The 24,217-nt window shown below is 44.5% G+C and carries 11 protein-coding genes and 1 tRNA gene; 6 read left to right on the forward strand and 6 right to left on the reverse strand.

Annotation, left to right across the window (positions count from 1 at the left end; translation table 11 throughout):
• The first annotated feature begins 80 nt into the window (after positions 1-80).
• The 3 genes from ACVBDY_RS15715 to ACVBDY_RS15725 all read left to right on the forward strand — a co-directional run bounded on the left by ACVBDY_RS15715 (position 81) and on the right by ACVBDY_RS15725 (position 2,912).
• Positions 81-1,373 (forward strand): aminopeptidase P N-terminal domain-containing protein, encoded by a 1,293-nt coding sequence (locus ACVBDY_RS15715; RefSeq protein WP_447176411.1) that lies wholly within the window; start codon positions 81-83, stop codon positions 1,371-1,373.
• Positions 1,374-1,531: 158 nt separating this feature from the next.
• Positions 1,532-1,605 (forward strand) — tRNA-Ala (locus tag ACVBDY_RS15720).
• Between the two features lie 257 nt (positions 1,606-1,862).
• Positions 1,863-2,912: a substrate-binding domain-containing protein gene (locus ACVBDY_RS15725; protein WP_447176412.1), complete on the forward strand. Its 1,050-nt coding sequence runs from the start codon at positions 1,863-1,865 to the stop codon at positions 2,910-2,912.
• A 45-nt stretch (positions 2,913-2,957) separates the two neighbouring features.
• Here ACVBDY_RS15725 and ACVBDY_RS15730 read toward each other — a convergent pair whose 3' ends face one another.
• Together ACVBDY_RS15730 and ACVBDY_RS15735 are read right to left on the reverse strand one after the other, a co-directional pair.
• Positions 2,958-4,580, reverse strand: a complete 1,623-nt coding sequence (locus ACVBDY_RS15730; protein WP_447176413.1) for a RagB/SusD family nutrient uptake outer membrane protein — start codon at positions 4,578-4,580, stop codon at positions 2,958-2,960.
• Positions 4,581-4,638: 58 nt separating this feature from the next.
• Positions 4,639-7,722, reverse strand: a complete 3,084-nt coding sequence (locus tag ACVBDY_RS15735; RefSeq protein ID WP_447176414.1) for a SusC/RagA family TonB-linked outer membrane protein — start codon at positions 7,720-7,722, stop codon at positions 4,639-4,641.
• Between the two features lie 1,000 nt (positions 7,723-8,722).
• Between ACVBDY_RS15735 and ACVBDY_RS15740 the strand changes: the two genes are divergently transcribed.
• Together ACVBDY_RS15740 and ACVBDY_RS15745 are read left to right on the forward strand one after the other, a co-directional pair.
• Positions 8,723-12,031, forward strand: a complete 3,309-nt coding sequence (locus ACVBDY_RS15740) for a SusC/RagA family TonB-linked outer membrane protein (protein WP_447176415.1) — start codon at positions 8,723-8,725, stop codon at positions 12,029-12,031.
• 23 nt (positions 12,032-12,054) lie between these two features.
• Positions 12,055-13,845, forward strand: coding sequence for a RagB/SusD family nutrient uptake outer membrane protein (locus ACVBDY_RS15745; RefSeq protein WP_447176416.1), 1,791 nt, complete (start codon positions 12,055-12,057; stop codon positions 13,843-13,845).
• 97 nt (positions 13,846-13,942) lie between these two features.
• Here ACVBDY_RS15745 and ACVBDY_RS15750 read toward each other — a convergent pair whose 3' ends face one another.
• From ACVBDY_RS15750 to ACVBDY_RS15765, 4 genes are all read right to left on the reverse strand, one after another.
• On the reverse strand, positions 13,943-16,717 hold the full coding sequence (locus ACVBDY_RS15750; RefSeq protein WP_447176417.1) for a PD-(D/E)XK nuclease family protein: 2,775 nt from the start codon (positions 16,715-16,717) through the stop codon (positions 13,943-13,945).
• A 139-nt stretch (positions 16,718-16,856) separates the two neighbouring features.
• Positions 16,857-18,200 (reverse strand): OmpA family protein, encoded by a 1,344-nt coding sequence (locus ACVBDY_RS15755; protein ID WP_447176418.1) that lies wholly within the window; start codon positions 18,198-18,200, stop codon positions 16,857-16,859.
• 113 nt (positions 18,201-18,313) lie between these two features.
• Positions 18,314-19,507, reverse strand: coding sequence for a glycine C-acetyltransferase (kbl, locus tag ACVBDY_RS15760; RefSeq protein WP_447176520.1), 1,194 nt, complete (start codon positions 19,505-19,507; stop codon positions 18,314-18,316).
• A gap of 426 nt (positions 19,508-19,933) precedes the next feature.
• Positions 19,934-23,083 carry a UvrD-helicase domain-containing protein gene (locus tag ACVBDY_RS15765; protein WP_447176419.1) on the reverse strand — a complete coding sequence of 1,050 codons (3,150 nt, stop codon included), beginning with the start codon at positions 23,081-23,083 and terminating at the stop codon, positions 19,934-19,936.
• Between the two features lie 260 nt (positions 23,084-23,343).
• On the opposite strand from ACVBDY_RS15765, the gene ACVBDY_RS15770 reads away from it, so the two are divergent.
• Positions 23,344-23,952 carry a superoxide dismutase gene (locus tag ACVBDY_RS15770; RefSeq protein WP_447176420.1) on the forward strand — a complete coding sequence of 203 codons (609 nt, stop codon included), beginning with the start codon at positions 23,344-23,346 and terminating at the stop codon, positions 23,950-23,952.
• Positions 23,953-24,217: the final 265 nt, after the last annotated feature.

The following is a 24,217-nucleotide window of genomic DNA, read 5'->3' on the forward strand; positions in this document are numbered from 1 at the left end:
TGGAGTTATTTGGCAAATTTATACTTTTGTTTCGCGGCGATAATGCCGGAAAATGCAATCTTCAAAAAAGTTATTCCATTATGAAATACAACCCTATAGACAGGAATCTGTTTGTGAAAAACCGCGCCAAGTTTACCGCAAAAATGAAGCCCAAAAGTATAGCGGTTTTCAATAGTAATGATATATATCCTATCGGGGCGGACAGTACCATGCCCTTTCAGCAGGCAAGGGATATTTTTTACCTGAGCGGAGTAGACCAGGAAGAAAGTGTATTGGTACTATTTCCGGATGCGACAGATGCAAAGCACAGGGAAATCCTTTTTGTACGGGAAACGAATGAGCATATAGCGATATGGGAAGGCGCCAAACTTGACAAAGAGAAGGGCTATGAGGTGAGCGGAATAAAAACAGTTTATTGGCTTGAGGATTTTAACAAAGTGTTTTTTAGTATTATGACCGAAGCCGAAATGGTATATTTCAATACGAATGAACATTATCGCCAGGCTGTGGAGACACAAACCAGGGAAGACAGGTTTATAGGCTGGTGCAAAGAAAAATTCCCGGCGCATAAGTGGGAGAAGAGCAACCCGATACTCCAGAATATAAGGGGGATAAAAGAACCTCAGGAAATAGAATTGATTCAGCAGGCCTGTACCATTACCGAAAAGGGTTTTAAACGTGTACTGGGGTTTGTAAAACCAGGGGTGTGGGAATATGAGATTGAGGCAGAGTACATGCACGAGTTTTTACGAAACCGGTCAAGGGGATTTGCGTATACACCTATAGTCGGTTCCGGGTTCAGCGCCTGTGTACTGCATTATATAGAGAACAACCAACAGTGTAAGGACGGAGATATGCTACTCATGGATGTTGGGGCGGAATATGCCAACTATTCCAGTGATATGACCCGTACGATTCCTGTAAACGGACGTTTTACCGACAGGCAGAAAGAGGTGTATAACGCCGTATTGCGGGTGAAAAAAGAAGCTACGAAAATGCTGGTTCCCGGTACAATGTGGGCCGAATACCACAAAGAAGTAGGTAAGATAATGACTTCCGAATTACTGGGCCTGGGATTACTTGACAAAGCCGATGTACAAAACGAAAACCCGGACTGGCCTGCGTATAAAAAATATTTTATGCATGGAACATCACACCATATGGGGCTCGACACGCACGATTACGGCGCGTTGAAAACACCGATGACCGCGAATATGGTATTTACGGTGGAACCGGGAATTTACATACCGGGAGAGAAAATGGGAATACGCCTGGAGGATGATATGGTGATACAGGAGCACGGAGAGCCCGTAAACCTGATGAAAGATATTCCTTTGGAAGTAGAGGAAATAGAGGAATATATGAACAAATAACCGGTATAAAATCTGTATGTATAGAGAGGCTGGCCGGGGTGCCGGCCTTTTTTGTAGCATGAAAAAGAGATTATTTTTTTGCAGTGTAATAAAAAAAATGCGTAATATTGCCCCCTGAAAAGGGAAAAGGGAGTTCTTTTACCTTATAATGATACTATGGGGATGTAGCTCAGTTGGCTAGAGCGTTTGACTGGCAGTCAAAAGGTCGTGGGTTCGAATCCCATCTTCTCCACAGAAAATCCTTGTAACCCCTGTGTTTACAAGGGTTTTGTTTTTTTGGATGATAATCTTTTTTTGAATCCGGAATTAGTAATCTGCTATATCCCATGTAACACGCTGCAACTTTTACACCGGATCCTCAATATTTCCTCCGACACTCGATCCGGTATGGTCAATGAAACGTCTTTTAAAAATCCCTTTATTATCTTTATACGATATTAAATACAGTACAGCAGGCAGTAGTTTGCTGCAAAATGTCTCAGATCAGATATGAAAGAACCTGTTGGAATTAAACAGATAGCAAAACTGGCTGAAGTATCTATTGGTACTGTGGACAGAGTGCTTCACAACCGGGGAGGGGTATCTAAAATCACCGAACAAAGGATACGTGATGTTGTAAAAAAAACCGGTTATAAAAAAAATACGGTAGCGAGCCGTCTTCGGTTGGGCACCCATAAAAAAGTAAAAATAGCCGTGCTTATTCCCGAAGCTACTAATAACTGGGTGTATTGGGAACTTCCAAAGAAAGGAATGGACAAAGCAGCGGAAGAGTTGAATGACCACGGCATTGAGATTACCTATTTTTATTTTTCCGATCCTCTTGTTTTTATTTCCATGAGCCGGAAAATGCTCAATACACCTTTTGATGGCATAGTCACGGTCCCCTTTTTCACACCCGAAAGTGATCGGCTGCTTAGGAAAGCCATGGAGAAGGAGATACCTGTAGTGTTTCTCGATACCAGGGTAACCTTCGATCATCCCGGCTATTTTATCTGTCAGAATGCACATCAGGCAGGGCTGGTAGCCGGCAGGTTGTTGCATGGACTGGTAGGTGGAGAAGGGATCTACATCGTGTTAAATATTGTAAATGCCAAAGGGCTTCACGAAAACAGCAGGCAACGGGAGAACGGGTTCCGGGAATTTTTCGATTCCGGGAATACGAAAGAGAAGATAGAAATATATACTGTAAATTACCCGTTAAACCAACCCCTGGAAGTGGTTTCCGGTATGGAGAAATTGTTGAAGGACCAAAGGAATAAAGGGATATTTGTAACGAATTCGCGTGCGTATATGCTTCCTCCGGTTTTCCGCAGGTATGGCGTAACTGATGTCCCTGTTGTGGGATTTGACCTGAATAAAGAGAATCTGGATTGTCTGAACCGTGATGAAATATCTTTTCTCATTAATCAAAAACCGGAATACCAGGGATATAATGCCGTAAAAGGATTATTTAAATTTTTAACGGAAAAGGATGCTTCCGAACTGCATATTGACATTCCGGTGGAAATTGTAGTGAAAGAAAATCTCCATGGCTTTTAGAAGCATCCTCAAACGTAATAATATATTTTGTCGAAAAACCGTGGCCTAATTCGGGTATCCCGGATTTTGAGGATATTCGTTAATCGTACGGTCTATCTGGTCCAGTGGTATGGGGCGCAGAACATGGTAATCCTTAATATTATTTGCGCCCATGGGATTGTGTAGCCGCACCCGTTCCACAAGTTTCCCGGTCCTGACCAGGTCATACCAGCGATACCCTTCTCCGTAGAGTTCGCGTGCCCTTTCATCGAGTATGAAATCGAGTGTAATGTCTGATGCACTTACTTCCATTTCGGCTTCCATACCCGGTTGGGCTGCCCGGCGCCTTATTTCATTAATGTCTTCGGCAGCTCCTGTGGTGTTGTTCTGCATAAGCCTCGCTTCTGCACGGAGGAGGTAGGCATCGGCCAGGCGCATGAGAATATGATCGCGCTGTGATGGCTCCCTTTGGTGATCGGGACGGGTGGGATCCAGCCATTTCAGTACGCTCGGAAATAACCGTTCCGTGTATTCGTCTTTCGTAATAACCATGTAAGGTTTTGTATCCTGTCGGGATTGAGGCCATAGTTCATCTTTTCCCGGACCGGGAATATATACTGCCGTATCTCCGAGCTGGAGTTTTTCGTTCGGATTGTTGGTATACCAGACATGGGTAAAGCCTTCATCATACCTGGCATCTTTTTCCCTGTCCCACAAAGAGAGTAGAAAGTCGGTGGGTTTAAACCTTTTCCAGGGCCTTCCGTTTTCTACATCCCTGGCCATCCCCGGCAAAATGTCGTATTCCATCAGGAAAAAGAGGTGTCCGCGATGTCCCAGGTCATCCGTGCCGTCATCGACCTGGGCCTTGGAATTGATCACGGAAAGAATAATTTCATCGTTCTGCTTGTTGTTAATATCCCACAGGTCCGCATAACGGTCCAGGAGCCTGAACCCGTAGTCTTCGATGACATGGGTGAATAACGATTCCGACCGGGAGGCGTCATCTTCTTCCCCATAAGAGGTGTAACTCCTGGTAAGCAGTACTTTCCCCAGGAGGAACTGCGCCGCTGCTTTGGTAATGCGTCCGTAATCCGATTGGGTGTCAGGAAGCATTTCTATGGCATATTCCAGGTCCGGAACAATGGCCTGTTGATATATTTCCGCAACCGGGGTCCTGTTGGCCTCGATCTCTATTTCTTCGGTTTCTTCGAGCGTGAGATGGGCATCGCCATAGGTGGTCACGATGTTAAAGTAAAACAGTGCGCGTAAAAAACGCACTTCTGCCAGGCGGTTTTCTTTCAGTGCTTCGTTCATCTCCAATCCTTCGGACCTGTCCACTACTGCATTGGCCTGGTTGATCCCTTTATACCATTCTCTCCAGGCATCCCGTACATAAGCGTCGGACGCATTGAGCGTACCGTCATAAAAATTGTAGTATTTAAATCCTCCGTCTGAACCATTGGTGAAGATATCCGTGCCGAATGTGGTCATGGTGAAACCTACTTCCTGACCGTAAACGGTCTTTAAAGAGGCGTAAGTGGCCCTGACCGCATCTTCGAGCCCTTTTTCGGTAGTGTAGTATGAAGATGCGGATACATTTGTTACCAGGTCTTCTTCCAGGAATTTGTTACAGGAGGTAAGGAGTGATACCTGTAACAGTACGAGTCCTGCATATATTTTTCTGTTCATAACGTATAGCATTTATGGGTTAAAAATTCCTTGTATTCCGAGGGGAACAGTAGGGGCGTCAGAAAACTACTTTCAGCCCCAAAAGGTACATTTTATTACTTGGTATGGTATTGCCGTTTAATTGTCCGTTACTGTCCGGATTCCCGGTGTTCTCCGGATCGAAAGTGTCGAATTTGGATATGAAGAACAGGTTTTGCCCGGAAACATAGAACCTCAGGGAAGACACACCCAGGTTTTCGGTGACCGATTCGGGTAGATTATAGCCGAGGCTGACATTGCGCAGCTTTATAAAACTGCCGTCAAAATAACTCAAGGTAGATGCATTTCTGGGCCTTTCCTGGTTCTGGTTAGGGCGGGGATAGTCATTGGTGGGATTGTCTATGGTCCAGTAATCCACGTCCAGGTTGTTGAAGCGCCCAAACAGCGTATTGTTATCGTCGTGGAAACGGCTTCGTACCATTTGCCCCTGGCGGAAATAGAAAAAGAAACTGAAATCTATGCCCTTATAGGCGAAACTGTTGGTGATACCGCCGTAAAAATCGGGAACATCCGAGCCCAGGATCACCCGGTCGTCGGGAGATATAATGCCATCGCCGTCCAGATCTTCCAGTTTTATTTCCCCGGGTACCTTTCCCTCGGCGGTTGCGGCCAGGTCTGCTTCATCAGACTGGTAAATACCAATCTTCCGGTAATCGTAGAAGACATTGATGGATTTTCCTATAAACCACTGATTACCCACATCATCTACGGGATTTCCGTTTTCGTCCCTCAGGGCCAGTTCGGTGATCTTTTCCTTATACCCGGCAATATTGAAGGCAAGGTTCCATTTAAATCCTTTCGGGTTGTCTATGATATTGGCATCGATATTAAATTCCAGTCCCTTACTGCTTGTAGCTCCGATGTTCTGAAGAATATCCTCATACCCGGAAGTGTATGGAAGGCCGCGATCCAGGAGGATATCGGAGGTTTTGGTATGATACCAGTCGATACTTCCCTGGACCCTGCCGCGGAAGAGGCTGTAATCCAGTCCTATATCTATGGTTTTGGAGACTTCCCATCCGAGATTGGGATTGGCAATTTCGTTTAATCCCTGGCCCAGGGCGGGGGTATTACCAAAGGCATATACGGTGCCTTCCAATCTTCCTGCGGTCTGGTAAGGATCTACTGAGGTGTTCCCTACTTCTCCGTAAGAGGCCCGTAGTTTGAGATCATCGAAAACCTCGGAGTCTTGCATGAATTTTTCCTGGGATATCCGCCACCCGGCGGAAAGACCGGGAAAGTAATTCCACTTGTTCCCGGCGGCCAGGCGTGATGACCCGTCGGCCCGGACAGAGGCCTGGAAGAGGTATTTTCCGGCGATATCATAATTTACCCGTCCCATAAAAGATGCCAGACTCCATTCTATCAGTCCGGAAGTAATATCCCCTTTGACGGATGCCGAACCAAGGTTGTAAAACTGTTGTTCTTCATAGGGGATATTAGATACCCCGGCCAGGGAATTCTCTGTCCTGGATTTCTGGATACTTTGGAGCAGGGTTACCTTGAGGTTGTGATCCGCACCGATGGTCTGGTTGTAGGTAAGCAGGTTCTCCAGCGTATACCCGAAGTTGTCATTGTGTTCTATGGACGCATCCCCGGGGCCGCCCCGGTTGGCATTGGTATAACTGCCCTGGAACAGGCCGCGCCGCCTGTAACGTATATCGGGACCGAAGGTCGTGGTCCATTTCAGGTTGCTGTTTATGTAAATATCCAGGTAAACCGGTGCGAAGATGCGGGTGAATTTACGCTCGTCTATATAAGAGCCTTTTACGAGCTCACTTAAGGGATTGGTCCGCAAGCCATCGGTGGTGGGCAAAAAGATGAGTTCGCCGTTTTCGTCGCGCGGTACGCCCAGCGGGTTGTTTAACAGTGCTTCGGAGACTGTGGCCGAAGAACCCCAGTTTTGTATGGCATGCGATATAGCAAAAGAAACCCCAACCTTAAAGACATCACTTATTTTGTGGTCGAGGTTTATTCTCCCGGTATAGCGTTCGTAATCTATGGTGGGAATGATCCCCTCTTCCTTAAAATAGCCTATAGAGGTGTTGAAGGTAGTTTTTTCCGATCCGCCACTAACGCTGATCTGGTGATTGGTCTGCCAGCCGGTGGCAATGGCCTCGTCGAGCCAGTCTGTCGATCTCCCTTCGGCGATGGATTTAAGTTCTACGGCATCTAAAAAGATCTTTTCGTCATTTGGTATCGTTCCGTTCCAGGAACTTCTTTGGGATTCCCGTTTCATCCGGGCGAACTCTTCACCGTCCATCATATCTACAAGCTGGGTAGCTGAAGTGATTCCGAAGTGACTGCTGTACGATACCGATGTTTTTCCCGCTTTTCCGCGTTTGGTTGTAATAAGGACAACCCCGTTGGCTCCCCTGGAGCCGTATATGGCCGTTGCGGCGGCATCCTTTAATACCTGCATAGATTCGATGTCCTGTGGGTTGATGTCGGTAATGGAACTGGTTCCGCTTATCTGTGGGATACCGTCTATCACATAAAGAGGGTCGTTGGAGGCCCCAATAGAACGGCGTCCCCGTATCCTTACGGTAACATTTTCTCCGGGCCTTCCGCCCTGGGGAACAATATCCACGCCGGCTACCTGGCCTTTTATGGCATCCACACCGCTGGAGGTTGCTATTTTTTCGATGGACCCGGCATCTACCGAAGAAATTGCCGCAGTGACTTCGCCTTTTTTCTGACTACCATACCCTGTAATGATAACTTCGTCCAACGATTCGTAATCTTCTTCCATGACTACCGCTATGGTGTTGTCATCTGCTACGGTGATACGTTGTGTACGCATGCCTATATAAGAGAACTCAAGAACATCTCCGCTTCTTGCTTCTATAGCATAATTTCCGTCAAAATCTGTGACAACTCCTTTGGTTGTACCTACTAACTGCACACTAACACCGGGGAGGGGAGTGTTATTGGTATCGTGAACCGTACCGCTTATTTCCTGTTGGATATATTCGAACGTTCCGGGATCTTCTGCCGCTACAGCGCCAAAAATAAAGAAACCTCCCAGTAAAAATTGGAGAATAAACGACTTGCCGGTGAATTGAATAGGAAAGAGAATTTTATCCGTGATCTTTTTATTCATGGTTTAAGTTTTGGTTAAGCATTCGGGGATAGTTAACGTTAACGAATAGCAAATATATAAAATAACGAGTGTTTTTTTAACACAAATAAGATTTTATTGTTAGGATATAGTGAAATCCCCATGTTTTTATTGTGAAAAAAGAAATACCGGGGAGGCTGTAATATCAAGTTAAAAGGATAAAAATCCGGTAGTTTTATGGCTACTGTTTGTCTCGGCTTGTAGTGGGAATCAGAAGGTGCGACAATAGTAACTTTTAAATCCCATTAAATAAAGTCTATTTCGCAATGTCTGTCCAATATTTGTCTAGGGGTCCTGCTTTGAAATGAACTAAGGTCTGCCCGTTTGATTCATAAACTTGCCCTGAGGTTGCTGGTTCACAACAAAGCAGACTCCTCCCGTTTTTATACCTGATGGCCGTTAGAAATTTTACGCAATTTGCAATTGCTTCTTTTTTTCCGGAATGTAATAAGAATATATTCCGTTACCTCTTATAAGTTTATTCTTAAATACTGAATTGTATAATAGACAATTATTGAGTTATTTTTTGTAATCCTTTTTTACGCCGAGTATTAGGGGTAAAGAAATTGTTATTTTCTTCTGCTAAATTAATTGTACAAATAATTGATTAAAAAGTATAATTACTGTTAATTTTTTTGTGTTTATATTAGCAAATATTCTTTTAGTATTAAAAAACAAGTCGTTCATAAACAAAATCATGTCGTTGGTATAAATTTTTTTTAAGAAAAATTTAATAATCCTACTTTAAACTTTTCTTAGAAGCCGATCTTTTTCATAAAAAGAAAATGAATTTTTTTATTCCTACTTTTTGTGAAGAAACAGCTTATTCACAATATCGGAAAGACCCCGGCCGAAATAGTCTTTTTGTCAAATCAAAAGAATAAAACAACGGATAACAGTATTTAAGGGATTTCTGCCTTGTTGTTTAAACCGGTTTTGTGTATAAGGACGTCTTAATTAAACAACTAACAAACTTTACTTTATGAGAAAAAGAACCTTTACGAGAATTCGTATCGTGCTGCAAAATGCCATGTGTGTTTTGCTTTTTTGTTGTATGTTCCTGGTGTCAGGACATGTCTTCGGTACACCGCCGGAGTCAGAAAAAAAAGAAAAAATGTCTGTTTTTTTACAGGTAAGCGGTAAGGTCACTTCTGAAGATGGCCAGCCGTTGGTAGGGGCCAGTGTGATGGAGAAGGGGACAACTAATGGTGTGGTTGCCGATTTTGACGGGAATTATACTATAGAAGTAAGTAGCGATGCAGCAGTCCTTGTGGTTTCCTATGTCGGATTTAAAACACTGGAAGTGCCGGTAGACGGACGGGACGTTGTGGATGTATCGCTCCAGGAAGACCTCGCACTGTTGGACGAAGTAGTTGTTGTGGGGTATGGGACACAGCGTAAACAAGACCTCACCGGCGCGGTGTCGGTCGTGAAAACGGAAGAATTGACGCAACAGCCTACAGCCGATGTCACCAATCAGCTTCAGGGGAGGGTTTCCGGGGTTACCATAACCGGAGGAGGACAACCCGGGGAAGCAGCACAGGTGAAAATACGCGGGGCCAATACCTTTGGTAACAATACGCCTCTTTATGTTGTAGACGGTATTCCGACAGACGGGATCGGGGATATTAACCCTAACGATATAGAGACCATGCAGGTACTTAAGGATGCTTCTTCTGCTTCCATTTACGGTTCAAGAGCGGCAAACGGGGTAATCATTATTACCACAAAAAAGGGGCAAGGCCGAATGAAAGTTACTTATGACGCTTTCTATGGTGTTCAGATGGTCCAGAAAGGAAATCCGTGGAATATTCTGAATTCACAGGAAATGGCAGAACTCAATTTCATCGCACAGCGGAACACCGACCCGAGTGCCACTCCGAGCAGCGAACAGTACGGGAACGGAGCTGCCCCTGTGCTTCCGAATTATATCGCTCCCGTGGGAGCAAATTCTGTCGATGAGTCTTTGTACTATATAAATCCCAATTATACCAGTTCGGAAGATCTGGATAGTTTTTACCGGATCGTAATGGCAAACAAAAAAGGAACCAACTGGTTCCAGGAAATTTTCAGTCCTGCGAGTATACAAAGTCATAATTTGTCGGTAAGTAACGGCAATGAGCAGGGGAGTTATCTTTTTTCCCTGAATTATTTTAACCAGGAAGGAACGTTGAAGAATACTTACTTAAAACGCTATACAATCAGGGCAAATTCAACATATAATATTAGTGACAATATTCGTGTGGGTGAAAATATAAGTTTTACTATTCGGGACAACCCACAAATTGATGCATTAACCGAAGACAGTGCCATAGGAATGGCCTTCCGGCAACAACCTATTATCCCGGTTCACGATATTATGGGAAATTATGCGGGCTCCTTCGGTAATGAGCTTGGGAATGCCAAAAACCCGGTTGCGATCATGGACCGTACGCGGAATAACCGGGGGGTGTCTACCAGGATATTCGGTAATGTTTTCGCCGAAGCGGATTTTCTGGAACACTTTACTTTCAGGACCAGTTTCGGGGGGCAGTACTTTACCAATAGCTTCAATTCTTTTCAGTTTCCCGAATATGAAAATTCGGAGAATTTATCTGTAAATCAGTATTCCGAAGCAGCGGCTACCAACTTCAACTGGACCTGGACCAATACGGTAAAATATCACAATTCTTTTAATGATATTCATAATGTAACCGTTTTGCTGGGAACGGAGGCCTATCAAAACAAAGGACGTGAAGTAGGAGGTTCCAGGCAGGGCTATTTTTCTTTTGACCCGGATTATGTGACCCTGGAGACCGGTTCGGGAACGCAAACGAATTACAGTTTTAAATATGCCGATGCCCTGGCCTCCTATTTCGGAAGGCTGGATTATAATTTTGATGACCGGTATCTGTTAAGTGCCACAATCCGTAGAGACGGATCATCCAGGTTTTTAAACAATCAATATGGCTGGTTCCCCGCTTTTAGTGTGGGCTGGAATATGGCCAACGAAAACTTTTTCCCGGAGGATAGTTGGGTCAATGACCTGAAAATACGAGGGGGTTATGGTGTTATGGGAAATCAGTTAAATGTCGATCCACCAAATTCATTCACAACTTTCGGAGGAAATAACAGGACCTCGTTTTACGCTATAGGAGGAGGTAATTCCGCATTGGCGGAAGGATTTGAACAATCCCGGATAGGAAACCCGGGTGCTGTTTGGGAAAAGAATACTAATACAAATATCGGGATCGATGCTTCATTGTTCAATAATACGGTGCAGTTAACAGCAGATTACTACAGGAAAGATATTAAAGACTTATTATTCAATCCGGAATTATTGGGAACCGAAGGAGCGGCGACCGTTCCTTATGTGAATATAGCTTCAATGACAAACAGCGGGTTTGATGTGGACCTTTCTACCTATTTTGATTTGGGAGAGGACCTGAGATTAAACACTACCGTTACGTTTACTACTTATAGCAACGAAATAACCAAAGTGTCTAACAGCAGGGATTATTTTGACCTGGAAGGCCGGCGTTTTAATGGTAGTTCTATTATCAGAAACCAGGTGGGCCATTCGGTAAGTCAGTTTTTCGGATATAAAGTGGATGGTTTCTGGGATTCGAATGAGGAGATTGAAGAGGCGAATGCACAGGCTGCTGAAGCCACGGGAAATCCGGATGCACAATATCAGAATGATGTCAGTACAGATCCCGAGATAGGAGGAGTGGGACGGTTCCGTTATGCAGACATCAACAACGATGGCAGGATCACGGCCGATGACAGGACCTTCCTGGGAAATCCGAACCCTGATTTTACTTACGGATTGAATATTGAACTGCTTTATAAAAATTGGGACTTCAGTGCGTTCCTCTATGGATCTCAGGGCAATGATATCTGGAACAACGTACGCTGGTGGACCGATTTTTACAGCTCGTTTCAGGGCGCTAAAAGTAAAACCGCATTGTACGATTCCTGGACCCCGCAAAATACAAATGCTTCCGCTCCTATTCAGGAAACAAGAGGAGCTACCAGCGCTGCAAGCAACCCTAATTCATACTTTGTGGAAGATGGTTCGTATTTAAGAGCGCGACAGATTCAACTGGGATATTCGCTTCCTTCCGCCATTCTGGAAAAAATCCAGTTGACCAAGTTGAGGTTGTATGTGCAAATGGTAAACGCGTTTACTATTACCTCATATTCCGGTCTGGACCCTGAAATATCCGGAGAAAGCGTGAATTTTGGAATCGACGAAGGGGCTTATCCGAATCAGAGACAGTTATTATTCGGACTTAATGTAATATTCTAATGATAAACCTAAAAATAAAACATATGAAACTTATAAAACAAATAGAACGATTTTGTGTTCCTGTTTTTGTACTTCTGCTGGTGTTTTCATGTGCCGATAGCTTCCTGGATCAGCCTGCTTTGGGATCCCTGGAGGGGAGTGTACTGGATGAAACGGATCAGGCGGGAGTTGAAAAATTACTGATAGGTGCTTATGCCGTTCTGGACGGACAGGGTGATGATGAAGCGATCGGGGGAGGAAATCCCTGGGAGGCCGCGCCGGACAACTGGATCTATGGTGCTGTCGCCGGAGGAGCCGCCAGCAAGGGGAGTTTCGGGGGAGATCAGCCTGCAATTGACCCGATTGCAAAATTTACATCGGATGCTTCAAATGGCTTTTTTAATTCCAAATGGAAAGCATTGTACGAAGGTGTGAAAAGAAGTAACAATACCCTTTATTACCTGGAAAATGCACCCGATGTATCCGAAGCAGACCGGGAAAATATAGCCGGGCAGGCTCGTTTTTTGAGGGGACATTATTATTTTGAACTGAAGAAAATGTTCAATATGGTTCCCTGGATTGACGAAACTACAGAAGATCCGAACCAGCCCAATGACCAAGACATCTGGCCTATGATCGAGGCTGATTTTCAGTATGCCTATGAAAATCTGCCGCCCACACAGGAAGAATTCGGCCGGGCCAATAAATGGGCCGCCGCCGCGTATCTCGGAAAAACCTATCTCTACCAGAATAAGTTTACCGAAGCCAAGGAGATCTTTGACGAAACCATTAATTCCGGGGTGAATTCCGGAGGTGTAAAGTATGACCTCGTTCCGCTGTTCAAAGATAATTTTGACGCGGCTACAGAAAATAATGCGGAAACAGTATTTGACATCCAGATGGTAGCTAACGATGGAACTGGCAATATCACAAACTCCAATCAAGGGGGGAAGTTGAACTTCCCGTATAACAGTCCATTCAGATGTTGCGGTTTTCTTCAGCCCACACAAGACCTGGTGAATTCCTATAAAACGGATGCCGGGACCGGTCTGCCGGATCTGGATAATTATAATGAAGACTCGGTTAAAAGCGATATGGGCGTTTCTGCCAATGCTTCTTTTGATCCGTATACCGGATCATTGGACCCCAGGCTGGATTGGACCGTAGGACGCCGTGGAATTCCGTTTCATGACTGGGGAGACCATCCCGGCGCTGCCTGGATACGCGACCAGAGGTACGGAGGTCCATATGCACCGAAAAAGAATATTTACTGGCAGGCTACACAAGATCAGTATGCCGATCAGAGTTCCTGGGCCCCGGGAACAGCCATTAATGTTCATGTCATTCGGTTTGCCGATGTGTTGCTTATGGCGGCCGAGGCCGAGGCCGAGGCAGGAAGCCTCTCCGCAGCCATGGAATATGTTAACCGGGTACGGAGACGTGCTGCTAATCCGGACGGTTTCCTTAAAGAATATATCGATGATGAGAAACCAATGGGAGGATTTGATGAAGGTACCAATGCGGCAAATTATACTATAGAGGAATATACCTCGGCTCAATTCAGTTCGAAGGAAGACGCCCTGAAGGCCATCTATTTTGAACGAAAACTTGAATTGGCAATGGAAGGTCACCGATTCTTTGATCTGGTACGTTGGGGAATTGCCGAAGAAGTGCTTAATAGTTATTTTGAATACCAGGGAGGAATAACCACTGATGTTCGTGGAGGGAGATTCGTTAGCGGGAAAAACGAGTACTACCCGATTCCACAGCCTCAGATTGACTTAAGCGTCAATGAAACAGGGCAACCGACATTACAACAAAACCCCGGATACTAAACTTAAATTTTTCAGGAGATAGCATCCCCTTCTTATGCTGATGAACATCTATCCCGGTAGTAAATGGCTGCCGGGAGGATGTTTTTTTTATGCGGGATTAAACAATTTCTTTTTCGGCAAAAGGTATTTCGGAGTCACATATTTCACCGATCAACCGGTGAAGCTGGTCTTTGAAATTATCGAATGTTTCTTCGGTAATGGCATATTCCTTTTCCGACCTGGATACTCCTTTTTTGGCAAATTTCAGAAATCCTTTCTGAAGGTTCTTAAATGAAATAATAGCAGCTTCGGCAGGCAGGGAATACGAACTGTTATGCATAAGCATATACGAGTAGCATAACAGCTGGAAAGCTTTACTGTATTTGTAATCGATGATGAGGTTTTCCCATTCCGCAAGTTCCACATCGGCCTGGTCAACTCTCCCGGTTTTGTAATCGATAAAACAGAACACACCGTTGGTCTCTTCGACACGGTCTACTTTTCCTTTCAGGTATACCGGATAGGATATACCCGGAACATCTATCGGAACCCGGAGATTCCTCTCAATTTCAATAATTTTTATGGAGTTCCCGTCCCGCAGCCGTTTTTCTTCTGCCTTCAGGAAATTTTTCAGGTATTGTTTGGCCACTTCATAGCTGAGGAGGTTTTTTCCACGGCTAAAATCCCCACCTTTGTACACGTCCCCGAATTTAAGGCCGATGAGTGCGTTTACTTTATTTCGCATATCCTCTATATGGTCTGTGGTTAGTATCTGCCCGGTGAGGGGCTTATAAAGGTCTTCAAGGGTGTCGTGAATGATGGTCCCCAATGTATTGGCTGCTATGGTTTCTTCTACCTCGTATTCGTCACTAACCTTCAGGATGGATTGTTTGTAGAATTCCATAGGATTTCGGATGTAGTTGGTAAGGGAGGTCGGGGAAAAGCCTTTTTCTGCCATAATTCGTATGGCTTCCATAAGGGAAGGGGTTTTTTTGACGGGCGCTTGCGGTCCGGGCAGGTTTCCTGCCTGTGGTACGGCAATCCGCTCGCGGATAATATGGTTTTCCTGCCGGAATGTTGTCAGTTGTTGTATGAAACGGCTTTTTTCCCCACCGTCAAAAGATCCGGAGTCGGAGTTATAAAGCAGGTAAACATTTTTGGCTCTCTGCAGGAGCCGGTAAAAGTGATATGCATATATGGCATCCTTTTCCTTGTATGTGGGAAGGCCGTAAGCTATTTTGATATCAAAGGGAATGAAAGAGTTCCCGGATTTGCCCGAAGGGAGATCGCCTTCGTTCACCGAGGTCAGGATTACGGTTTCGTAATCGAGGTTCCGGCTTTCCAGCACGCCCATTACCTGTAGGCCTTCGAGAGGCTCTCCCTGAAAATCCACTGTTTGCTGGAGCAGGAGTTCCCTATAGATTCCCGTAAGGGCATGAATGGACATGGCTTGGTATTTTTCGTCAAAAAAACGGATCTGGTTGAAGATCTCGTAAAAGCAATAGAGGTATTCCAGGAATATCTGGTTCCCCTGTAGAGAGTAAACATTCTTTAGTCGCAGGGTCAGGGCGCTGCATTTCTGAATAACTTCACTCACGGTAGACGTATCTTTGGAAAAAAACAGAAGTTCGGTTATCGGGACAACGTCTTCTCCGGTATCGTCAATTAGGTCGGAAAATGCTTTTCGCAGGTGCTCTTGTGTTACGAATACGATATTGTTGTCCTGGACGGTTCGGATAAATTCGGAAGCCAGGTCGCGTCCGTTGTGGGAGAGCAGGGGCTTGGAGACCGGATGAGATACGAGGTTTAATACATTCTGATAATACCATTTTCCCGATCGCTCGTTTTCAAGTGTCTGAAAAAAAGCATGGAACCACGAGGCGATAGGACCGTAGGCCAGGGGAAAACCTCCTGTGATATTGACCTTTTCTATATCTTCGGGAATGGCATTCAGTACCGGGTTTAATAATTCTTCATTGCCCAGTACTACTGCCGTTCCTTCCAGTTTTCCTTCGTTTTTCAGGTTGGACAGGATGGAGTGGATGTACATAGCCTGTCCTGTTTTGCCGGGAATACCTATGATCTCTATATTCTTTGGTCCTGAAAAATGATTGTCAATATTTTTAAAAGGGTATTTCTGGTAGTATTTCCACTTTGTTTTATATTGTCGCATAAAGAGGCCTGCATCGTGCTCCGGATCTTCCATAAAGGCCTTGTCCGTATCCCAGTATACTTCGGCGCCGGCTGCAAGGAACTCTTGTAGTATGGAAGATTCGGCATTGTTCAATGCGTTAAAGCCTACGAAGATATGCTTGCGGTAGTTGTTGTGGTTTAAATAATGTTCTATATTCTCTATGGCTTCCCTGTAGATAAGCCCCTGGTACCCGCATTGTTTGGTGAGAAGTTCTTCGCGAAGAGTGGTGTAATACATTCCGAGGGTTTTCCAGAATTCGACATACTGTTCCTGTAACGGGGTTTTCTGGTCGGAGAGGTACCAGTGGTCCAGTTCCTTTACGGACGACAGGTGAGAAAAGATGTCTTCGGGTGCAATGAGGTAACGGTCGATCTCGTTAAAATCCTGAAGCATGACCTGTGCCCATTTGGAAAAGGTATAAAAATCTTCCTGTTGTTCCTTTGGAGTGATTTTCTGGTATACGGCGTAAAATTCGAATATAAGTTGAATATTGGAAATAAGGCTTAAACCGGACAGTTCCTGTACAAATTCTTCCACACTGTAAATTTGCGGAGCAAATACGGTACGAGTCATTCGGTTTTGTATTTCCCTTTTTAAAAACACCCCGGCCCTTTTTCCGGGTACCACGAAGGCTATATCGCTGATATTTCCGTTTTCAGCAAGAATGTTTTCCACGACTTCGGCCAGAAAAGTTTTCACGGTTGTTGTTGTTTATGGTTATTGCCGGACCTACCGGACAGGCAGGTGAATTGCAAGGACATTTTCAAAGCCTAAAAATAAAAAAAATCCCGTCCTGATTTTTCAGGACGGGATTTTTAATTTATTCTACGAGTGTAAATTACTCTTTTACAAGGTTTATTTCCACCCTTCTGTTTTCTTTTCTACCTGCTGCAGTAGCATTGGTAGCGATAGGCTTGTCTTTTCCAAATCCGATGGAAGACAACCTGGAAGGATTGATACCTTTTTCAGCCAGGTATTTTCTTACGGACTCAGCTCTTTGCTCAGACAATTTCTGATTTAAGGCAGCACTACCTGTACTATCCGTGTGACCTTCTACAGTAAATTTCGAATTAGGATATTCGTTAAGTACACTCATTATTTGGTCTAATACTTCGGCAGACTCAGTTTTGATAGTAGCTTTTCCGGTGTCGAACAAGATAGTTTTGGCAAACTCGTTCAGTTTTTTCTGAACTTCTTCTGTCACTTCAGGACAACCTTTGTTAGCTACAGTACCGGCTACATCAGGACAAGCATCATCTTTATCAGCTACTCCGTCACCGTCTCTGTCAGGACAACCGTTAAGAGATGCAGGGCCGGCTTCATTCGGGCACTCATCGTCTTTATCAACGATACCGTCACCGTCAGAATCAGGACATCCGTTAAGTTCTACTGATCCGGGAGTGTCAGGACAAGCATCGTCTTTGTCCGGAACACCGTCACCGTCAGAGTCAGGACATCCGTTAAGCTCGGCAGGGCCAGCTTCGTTCGGGCAGGCATCGTCTTTATCCGGAATGCCATCACCGTCAGAATCAGGACATCCGTTAAACTCAGGAAGTCCGGCTACTTCCGGGCACTCATCGTCTTTGTCATAGAGGCCATCCCCATCGGTATCTGTTCCACCGAATTTAATAGCAATACCGGCAAGGTGTTGGAAGTGAGGAGCCAGGTAATCCTCGAAAGAGTGCTTGTAGCTGGATTGGAGGGTAAGACCTATGTTGTCAGTAAACCACAGGTTAAAACCGATACCTCCGTTAAGTGTTCCGGCACCAATTTCGTCAATCCAGGTATAACCACCACCAACTTCGATGAACGGATCGAATACTTTTCCTTCTATAAAGTTGTATTTAACGGTTCCGTCCACACCATAGTATGATAGATCATCTACATCTTCATCGCCCCATTTATCAATTTTGTTAAGGGATCCCCTTGCACCAACGGAGAAACCGTCACCTACATAGCGGGAAACAGCTATTGTAGAAACGGAAGGGAGGATATTCCAGTGATCGCTGACATTGAAATACTCGTCAAGCCACTGTCCCATTCCGGGTTGATTGGTGGGGTAAACATCAACGGCGTTTGCACCAAAACTCACCTGCCATGGGTTATTGGAATCTTGCGCCTGAACATTGCTAAACCCTATAAACAAGAGCGCAGCAACAAATAATTTGCTAAGATGTTTCATGTTCAATTATTTAAATTTTAAGTATTAATTAAGAGCAAATGTAAGCCGTTACGGCATATTAACAAAGATAAATATAGTAATTTTTTTGTTTTTATTAAGAAAATACAACGGTTTTAAATAACATTTAATTCCTTACCTACTTCTGTAAAAGCCTGAATAGCCTTATCTAAATGTTCTTTTTGGTGTGCGGCCGACAATTGTACTCTTATTCTTGCTTTTCCTTTAGGAACTACCGGATAGAAGAACCCGATTACATAAATTCCCTTTTCCAGAAGTTTGTCTGCCATTACCTGAGATAATTTGGCATCGTAAAGCATTACGGGAACAATGGCAGAATCGCCGTCTATAATATCAAAACCGGCTTCTTTCATTCCTTTTTTGAAGTAACGTGTATTTTCTTCGAGTTTATCCCGGAGTTCGGTACTCTCGGAGAGCATATCAAAAACTTTGATGGAAGCTCCGACAATAGAGGGGGCAAGAGAATTGGAGAATAAATAAGGCCTGGACCGTTGCCGCAGTATCTCTATGATCTCCTTTTTACCCGTGGTATATCCTCCCATAGCTCCACCCAGTGCTTTGCCCAGGGTTCCGGTGATAATGTCTATTTTGCCCATAACTCCCTTTTCTTCGGGAGTTCCACGTCCGGTTTTTCCTATAAATCCTGCAGCGTGGCATTCATCTATCATCACCATAGCGTCATATTTTTCAGCCAGGGCACTTATCTTGTCCAGTGGAGCTACGAGACCGTCCATGGAAAAGACACCGTCGGTAACTACGATCTTGAACCTGGCCCCGTCTGCATCGGCCTGTTGTAATTTGGCCTCCAGGTCTTCCATATTATTGTTCTCGTATCGGTAACGCATAGCCTTACACAAGCGTACGCCGTCTATGATGGAAGCATGATTCAGGGAATCGGAAATAATGGCATCTTCGGCAGAGAGGAGGGGTTCGAATACACCCCCGTTGGCGTCAAATGCCGCAGCGTATAAAATAGTGTCTTCCGTACCGTAAAAATCAGCGATCTTTTGCTCCAGTTCTTTATGGATGTCCTGTGTACCACAAATAAACCTTACCGAAGACATGCCGAAACCATGTGTGTCGAGGGTGTCTTTGGCCGCTTTTATGACCTCCGGATGAGATGAAAGCCCCAGGTAATTATTGGCACAGAAATTAATAACCTCTTCACCGGTGGATATCTTTATGACCGCATCCTGGGAGGAGGTAATTACACGTTCTTTTTTATATAGGCCATTGTCTTTAATGTCCTGTAATTCCTGTTGCAGATGTTGTTTTATTTTTCCGTACATATCTATCTGTTTGTGATTGGCAACAAAGGTAAATAAATGTTCGTACACATGTTGTTTTCCGAAACGGTATTCCCGGTGTTTTTATTGTTTTCTGTATAGTTTTTAGGGAAAACAGCCCTGCATTATTCCTCAAAAAAGAAAGCCGCCCGGAATATCCGGACGACCTTCGCGAGCACTGTGTTTACCACCCGGTATTCACACCGGATTGCCCCAAAAAATAAACAACAGTACTGACCTTGTAAGAGGCCGGTTTCAGTAATTCTGTCCCCTTTTGTGTAAACCAATTTTCAGAAAATATTCTGCGGGGATCTGTTAATTATACCCCGCGGACGGGCATGGGTCCCAAGCGAATTTTATTTTTTTATTTCCGGCAATATATTTATGATTCCGGAGGAAGGGTATGAGATGGCGGGAAGATACTTATCCCTATACGGGATAAATACGGATGTCGCGGTCTATGAACACCAGAAAACCTTCGGTGACGGTATAACCCATTTCGGAAAGAATGTCTTTGTATTGTTGTAGTTGTTGTTCGTGTTTTTTGTCATAAGCTCCTGTTTTGTAATCCAGGATGGTAGCATTGCCTTTTTCGTCGACTGCTATACGGTCCGGCCGCAGCGTTTCTCCCCGCATAGTAAAAATGTCTTTTTCGTTGAGTATGGTATAAACAGGGGTGAAGTACTTTCCTATTTGCGGATGTGTTGTCACGGCCCGGAGTTGCTCCAGAAATTTCTTTTTACCGGAAGGGGGTATGGTACCACGGATTAGCGCTTCCCTGACAACATTCTCCACATCGGAGCTATAGCGGACCTGTGCCAGAAGGTTGTGGTAAATGTTTCCCGTTTCGATGGCCTCGTCGAGACCTGCACTCCACAAGGCGCCGGATCTGGTAATAATACGGAACTTTTGTTTTTCCGAAATATTGGAAACGTACGGAATGTAAGGTGTGTCCGGTAAAAATGATTTCCGCGATTTTCTTTGCAGTTTGCCGATGTCTTCATTAACCGGGAAATCGTAGATTTTTTTTCCTTCGTCCCAGTATCCTTCGGCTTTGAGAAAATGGATGAATAAGCCCGAGAAAGACCTGGTGTTTTCTCTGCCGGTTCTATCGGTATCGGTTTTGCCGATAATATGAAGCTGTTCTACGGCACGCGTCAGTGCTACGTACAGGATATTAAAGCTGTCCAGTTCCAGTTTGGCGTCGTATTCGGCTACCATCTCCGCTCCGTATTCGCCTAGGTGCTCCAGGTCTTTGTTCTTGGATATTAAAGCGTAGGGTATGCCAAAGGCGTCTTGATTAACGGGAAACCAGACAAGCGGGTCGCGGTCCTCGTAAATATTGGTATCGGCAAAAGGGAAGATCACCACCGGGAACTGAAGTCCCTTGGATTTGTGGATGGTCATGATCTGAACGGCATCAATGCCCTCCGGGGCTGCGATTCCCAGGGTGTCTTTTTTCTTTTCCCAATAGTTAAGGAACTCGGCCGGGCCCGTATGATTTCGGTTTACCTGTTCCAGGACCACATCCAGGAAATATTGGAGGTAGGCATCGGAAGGAGCGTTCAGATCAAAACAGGCTATGGCATACTGAATGGCATCATACAGGGAATGTTGTAAAAAGATGTCCGGTGAGAAATTGCTTGCATTCCATACCGGGTAAATGTCGTTCAAACCGGAGCAGAGGTAGCGATGCTTGTCCGTCGCATTCTCTTTTTCTGCCAGAAACATAAGTATCTGCAAGCGGGTTTCTCTGTTTTCCGGCTGTAAAAAACAGTACATCAAATGAATCAGGAACAGTATTTTCGGGTGGCTATTGAGTAAAAGGGATTCCGATGAAATAACCGGGATGCCATTCTCTTGCAAATGCCCGGCTAACAGGGCGCCCTGGTCTTTTTTACGGGTAAGTATGCAGATGTCATTCAATGTAAAGCCCTGCTCCCGGAGCGTTATTATTTTTTGTAAAGTGATATCGCAGTAATCCCTCCGGATGTTTTCACTTTCTTTATCGAGGAAAGCAATGCTTACCGCACCGCCTTTCTTGGAATTGGCTTCCTGGTGACTCTTGTTTTCGTAAAGGTCCTTGTATTGGGGAAATGATAACTGCTCAGCGGCATGCCGGAAAAAACGGTTGTTGAACCGGATGATCTCGTCAAAACTGCGGTAATTGACGGGGAGAGGTTCTACTTTCTGTTTGATCTGAAAGGGTGTTTCTTCTTCGTTGTATAAACTTATAAACTGTTCAGCCTTTCCACCACGCCAGCGATAAATGGCCTGCTTGGCATCGCCTACGATGAGCAGAGTGCCCTTTTTTCCGGTAACGGATTCTCCTTCGAGTGCATTACCGATAAGTGGCTGGAGGTTTTTCCACTGCATCTCGGAAGTATCCTGAAACTCATCTATAAAATAATGCCGGTATTTTTCCCCGAGACGCTCATAGATAAAAGGCGCCGGCTGATCCTTGATGACCCCTGCCAGGATACGGTTAAATTCGGAAATGAGCATCAGGTTCTCAGATTCCTTGATATGGTTTAGCTCCTGGTTGATAGCATTGAGAAGGGAGAGAGGAATAAGCTTGTTCCGGAAATTCCGTAAAAATTGCGTGTGAAAAAACAGGGCCTTCGTGTTTTCAAAAAGAGATGCTATCTCCGGTTGCAGTTGATCTATGATATTGGTCTTTTCCGGATTTTTCTTTTCCGTGGCTTTAGTATAAAGCGGTGCCGAGCGGATTTCTTCCTGCCATTTTTTCTTTTGGAAATCCAGGCTTTTTAAAGCATTGTCTTCTGCCTTTAGGAAAAAATTCGGGATGGAGTTCCGGGTAAAGTCTTCCGGGGCTAGCCCGTTAGTTTTTATTATAGTAAAGAATATGCCTGCGTTTTCAGTAAGCTTTTTTTCGTCTTTCTGTACCTCGTTTTTCAGAAGGGAAGACAGGTTTTTCAGGTCGGCCAGTTTTTTGTTTTCAATTTCCCGGATGTGTTCGTAATGGTTTTCCTCAAGCAGTAGCTTTGCTATTTTTTTCAGGTCCAGGCTTATGTCCCAGCTTTTGTCGTCATCGGCCTTTTCCAGGGCAAAGTCTATGAGTACCCTGGTCAGCAGTTGATCTTCCCCGGCTTTGTATACAAGTCTGTCTACCGCTTCATTGAGGAGGGAAACAGTGTCTATGGCAACTTCAAAATTTACGGGTAGGTGAAGGTCGCGGGCAAAAGCCCGTAACAGACGGTGATTGAACTTGTCGATAGTGGCGATATCGAAAAAGGCATAATTGTGTAATATTCTCTTCAATACTTTTTTTGCTCTCTGGTGCAGAGTAGGTACGTCAATACCCAGTTCTTCCTGAAGCTGACCGGACATATCGGTGGGAGAAGAGAGGATATTTTCGGAAGCCATTTCCCGTAGACTGTTTATCACCCGCTCTTTCATTTCGTTTACAGCCTTGTTGGTAAAGGTGATGGCCAGTATTTGTTTGTAGGTGTCCGGGTATTCGGAAGCGAGTAAGAGCTTCAGGTATTCCCGGACCAGGGTAAAAGTTTTTCCCGAACCTGCCGACGCGTTGTAAATTTGAAATGTAGTAGCGGACAAATCGTAATAATTGTGGTTATGGTTTTGTCATGACGGGCAGACGGGATGGAAAAGGCGGTTTGTGTCTTCTGTTAAACCGAACTTCGAGGTGTTTTTTCCTTTTTTATCCAGGGAAAATTACCGGCTTACCCGATACATGATTTCTATGGCAAAATAAGCAATCTTTATGAGTTCTTTACTATTTATTATTATGGATTGTTTAAGTTTATACTTAAATTTGTTACTTACAAGTATTAACTAATAATCTAAAATTTGATATCATGGCTTTTGAATTACCGAAATTACCGTATGCTTATGATGCTTTAGAGCCTCATATTGATGCACGTACAATGGAAATACATCACACGAAACACCATAACGGGTACACCGCAAATCTCAATAAAGCAATAGAAGGAACAAATCTGGAAGGGAAATCTATCGAAGATATCCTTACCGGATTGGATATGGGAAATGCGGCTGTTAGAAATAACGGGGGTGGTTTTTACAATCACAGCCTGTTCTGGCAGACGATGTCTCCGAATGGAGGAGGCGCTCCTTCCGGTGAGCTGGCTGCAGCTATAGATGCGGCGTTTGGCTCTTTTGAGGCTTTCAAAGATGCGTTTTCAAAAGCGGCCGCCACAAGATTTGGTTCCGGATGGGCCTGGCTTTGTGTGCACAAAGGAGGTAAGGTGGAAGTTTGTTCTTCCGCGAACCAGGACAATCCGTTAATGCCCGAAATAGGTTGCGGCGGAACTCCTATTCTTGGATTGGATGTGTGGGAACATGCTTATTACCTGAATTACCAGAACAGGAGGCCGGATTATATTACCGCATTTTTTAATGTGATAAACTGGGATAAAGTAGCTGAGCTTTACGCAGCCAATAAATAATACCGACAACAGGATAATGATATGAAAAGCGGGGTTTTGGCCCCGCTTTTTTTGTATGCGGAACCGGATTTTTTTTGAGAAAAATAGAAGGGAAAATATAAAGCATAAAAAAAAGGCGGAGTAGAACTCCACCTTTTTGCCCCAAATCTTACCATGAACTTAACCTACTTATGCTATGGTGATTCAAATGTATGTCGGGAAATCTCCCCGGTAAAATTAATTCGATGAATTACACATAAATCCGATAAAGAGAACGTTATTAAAA

Source organism: Sinomicrobium halophytocola, assembly GCF_052983395.1.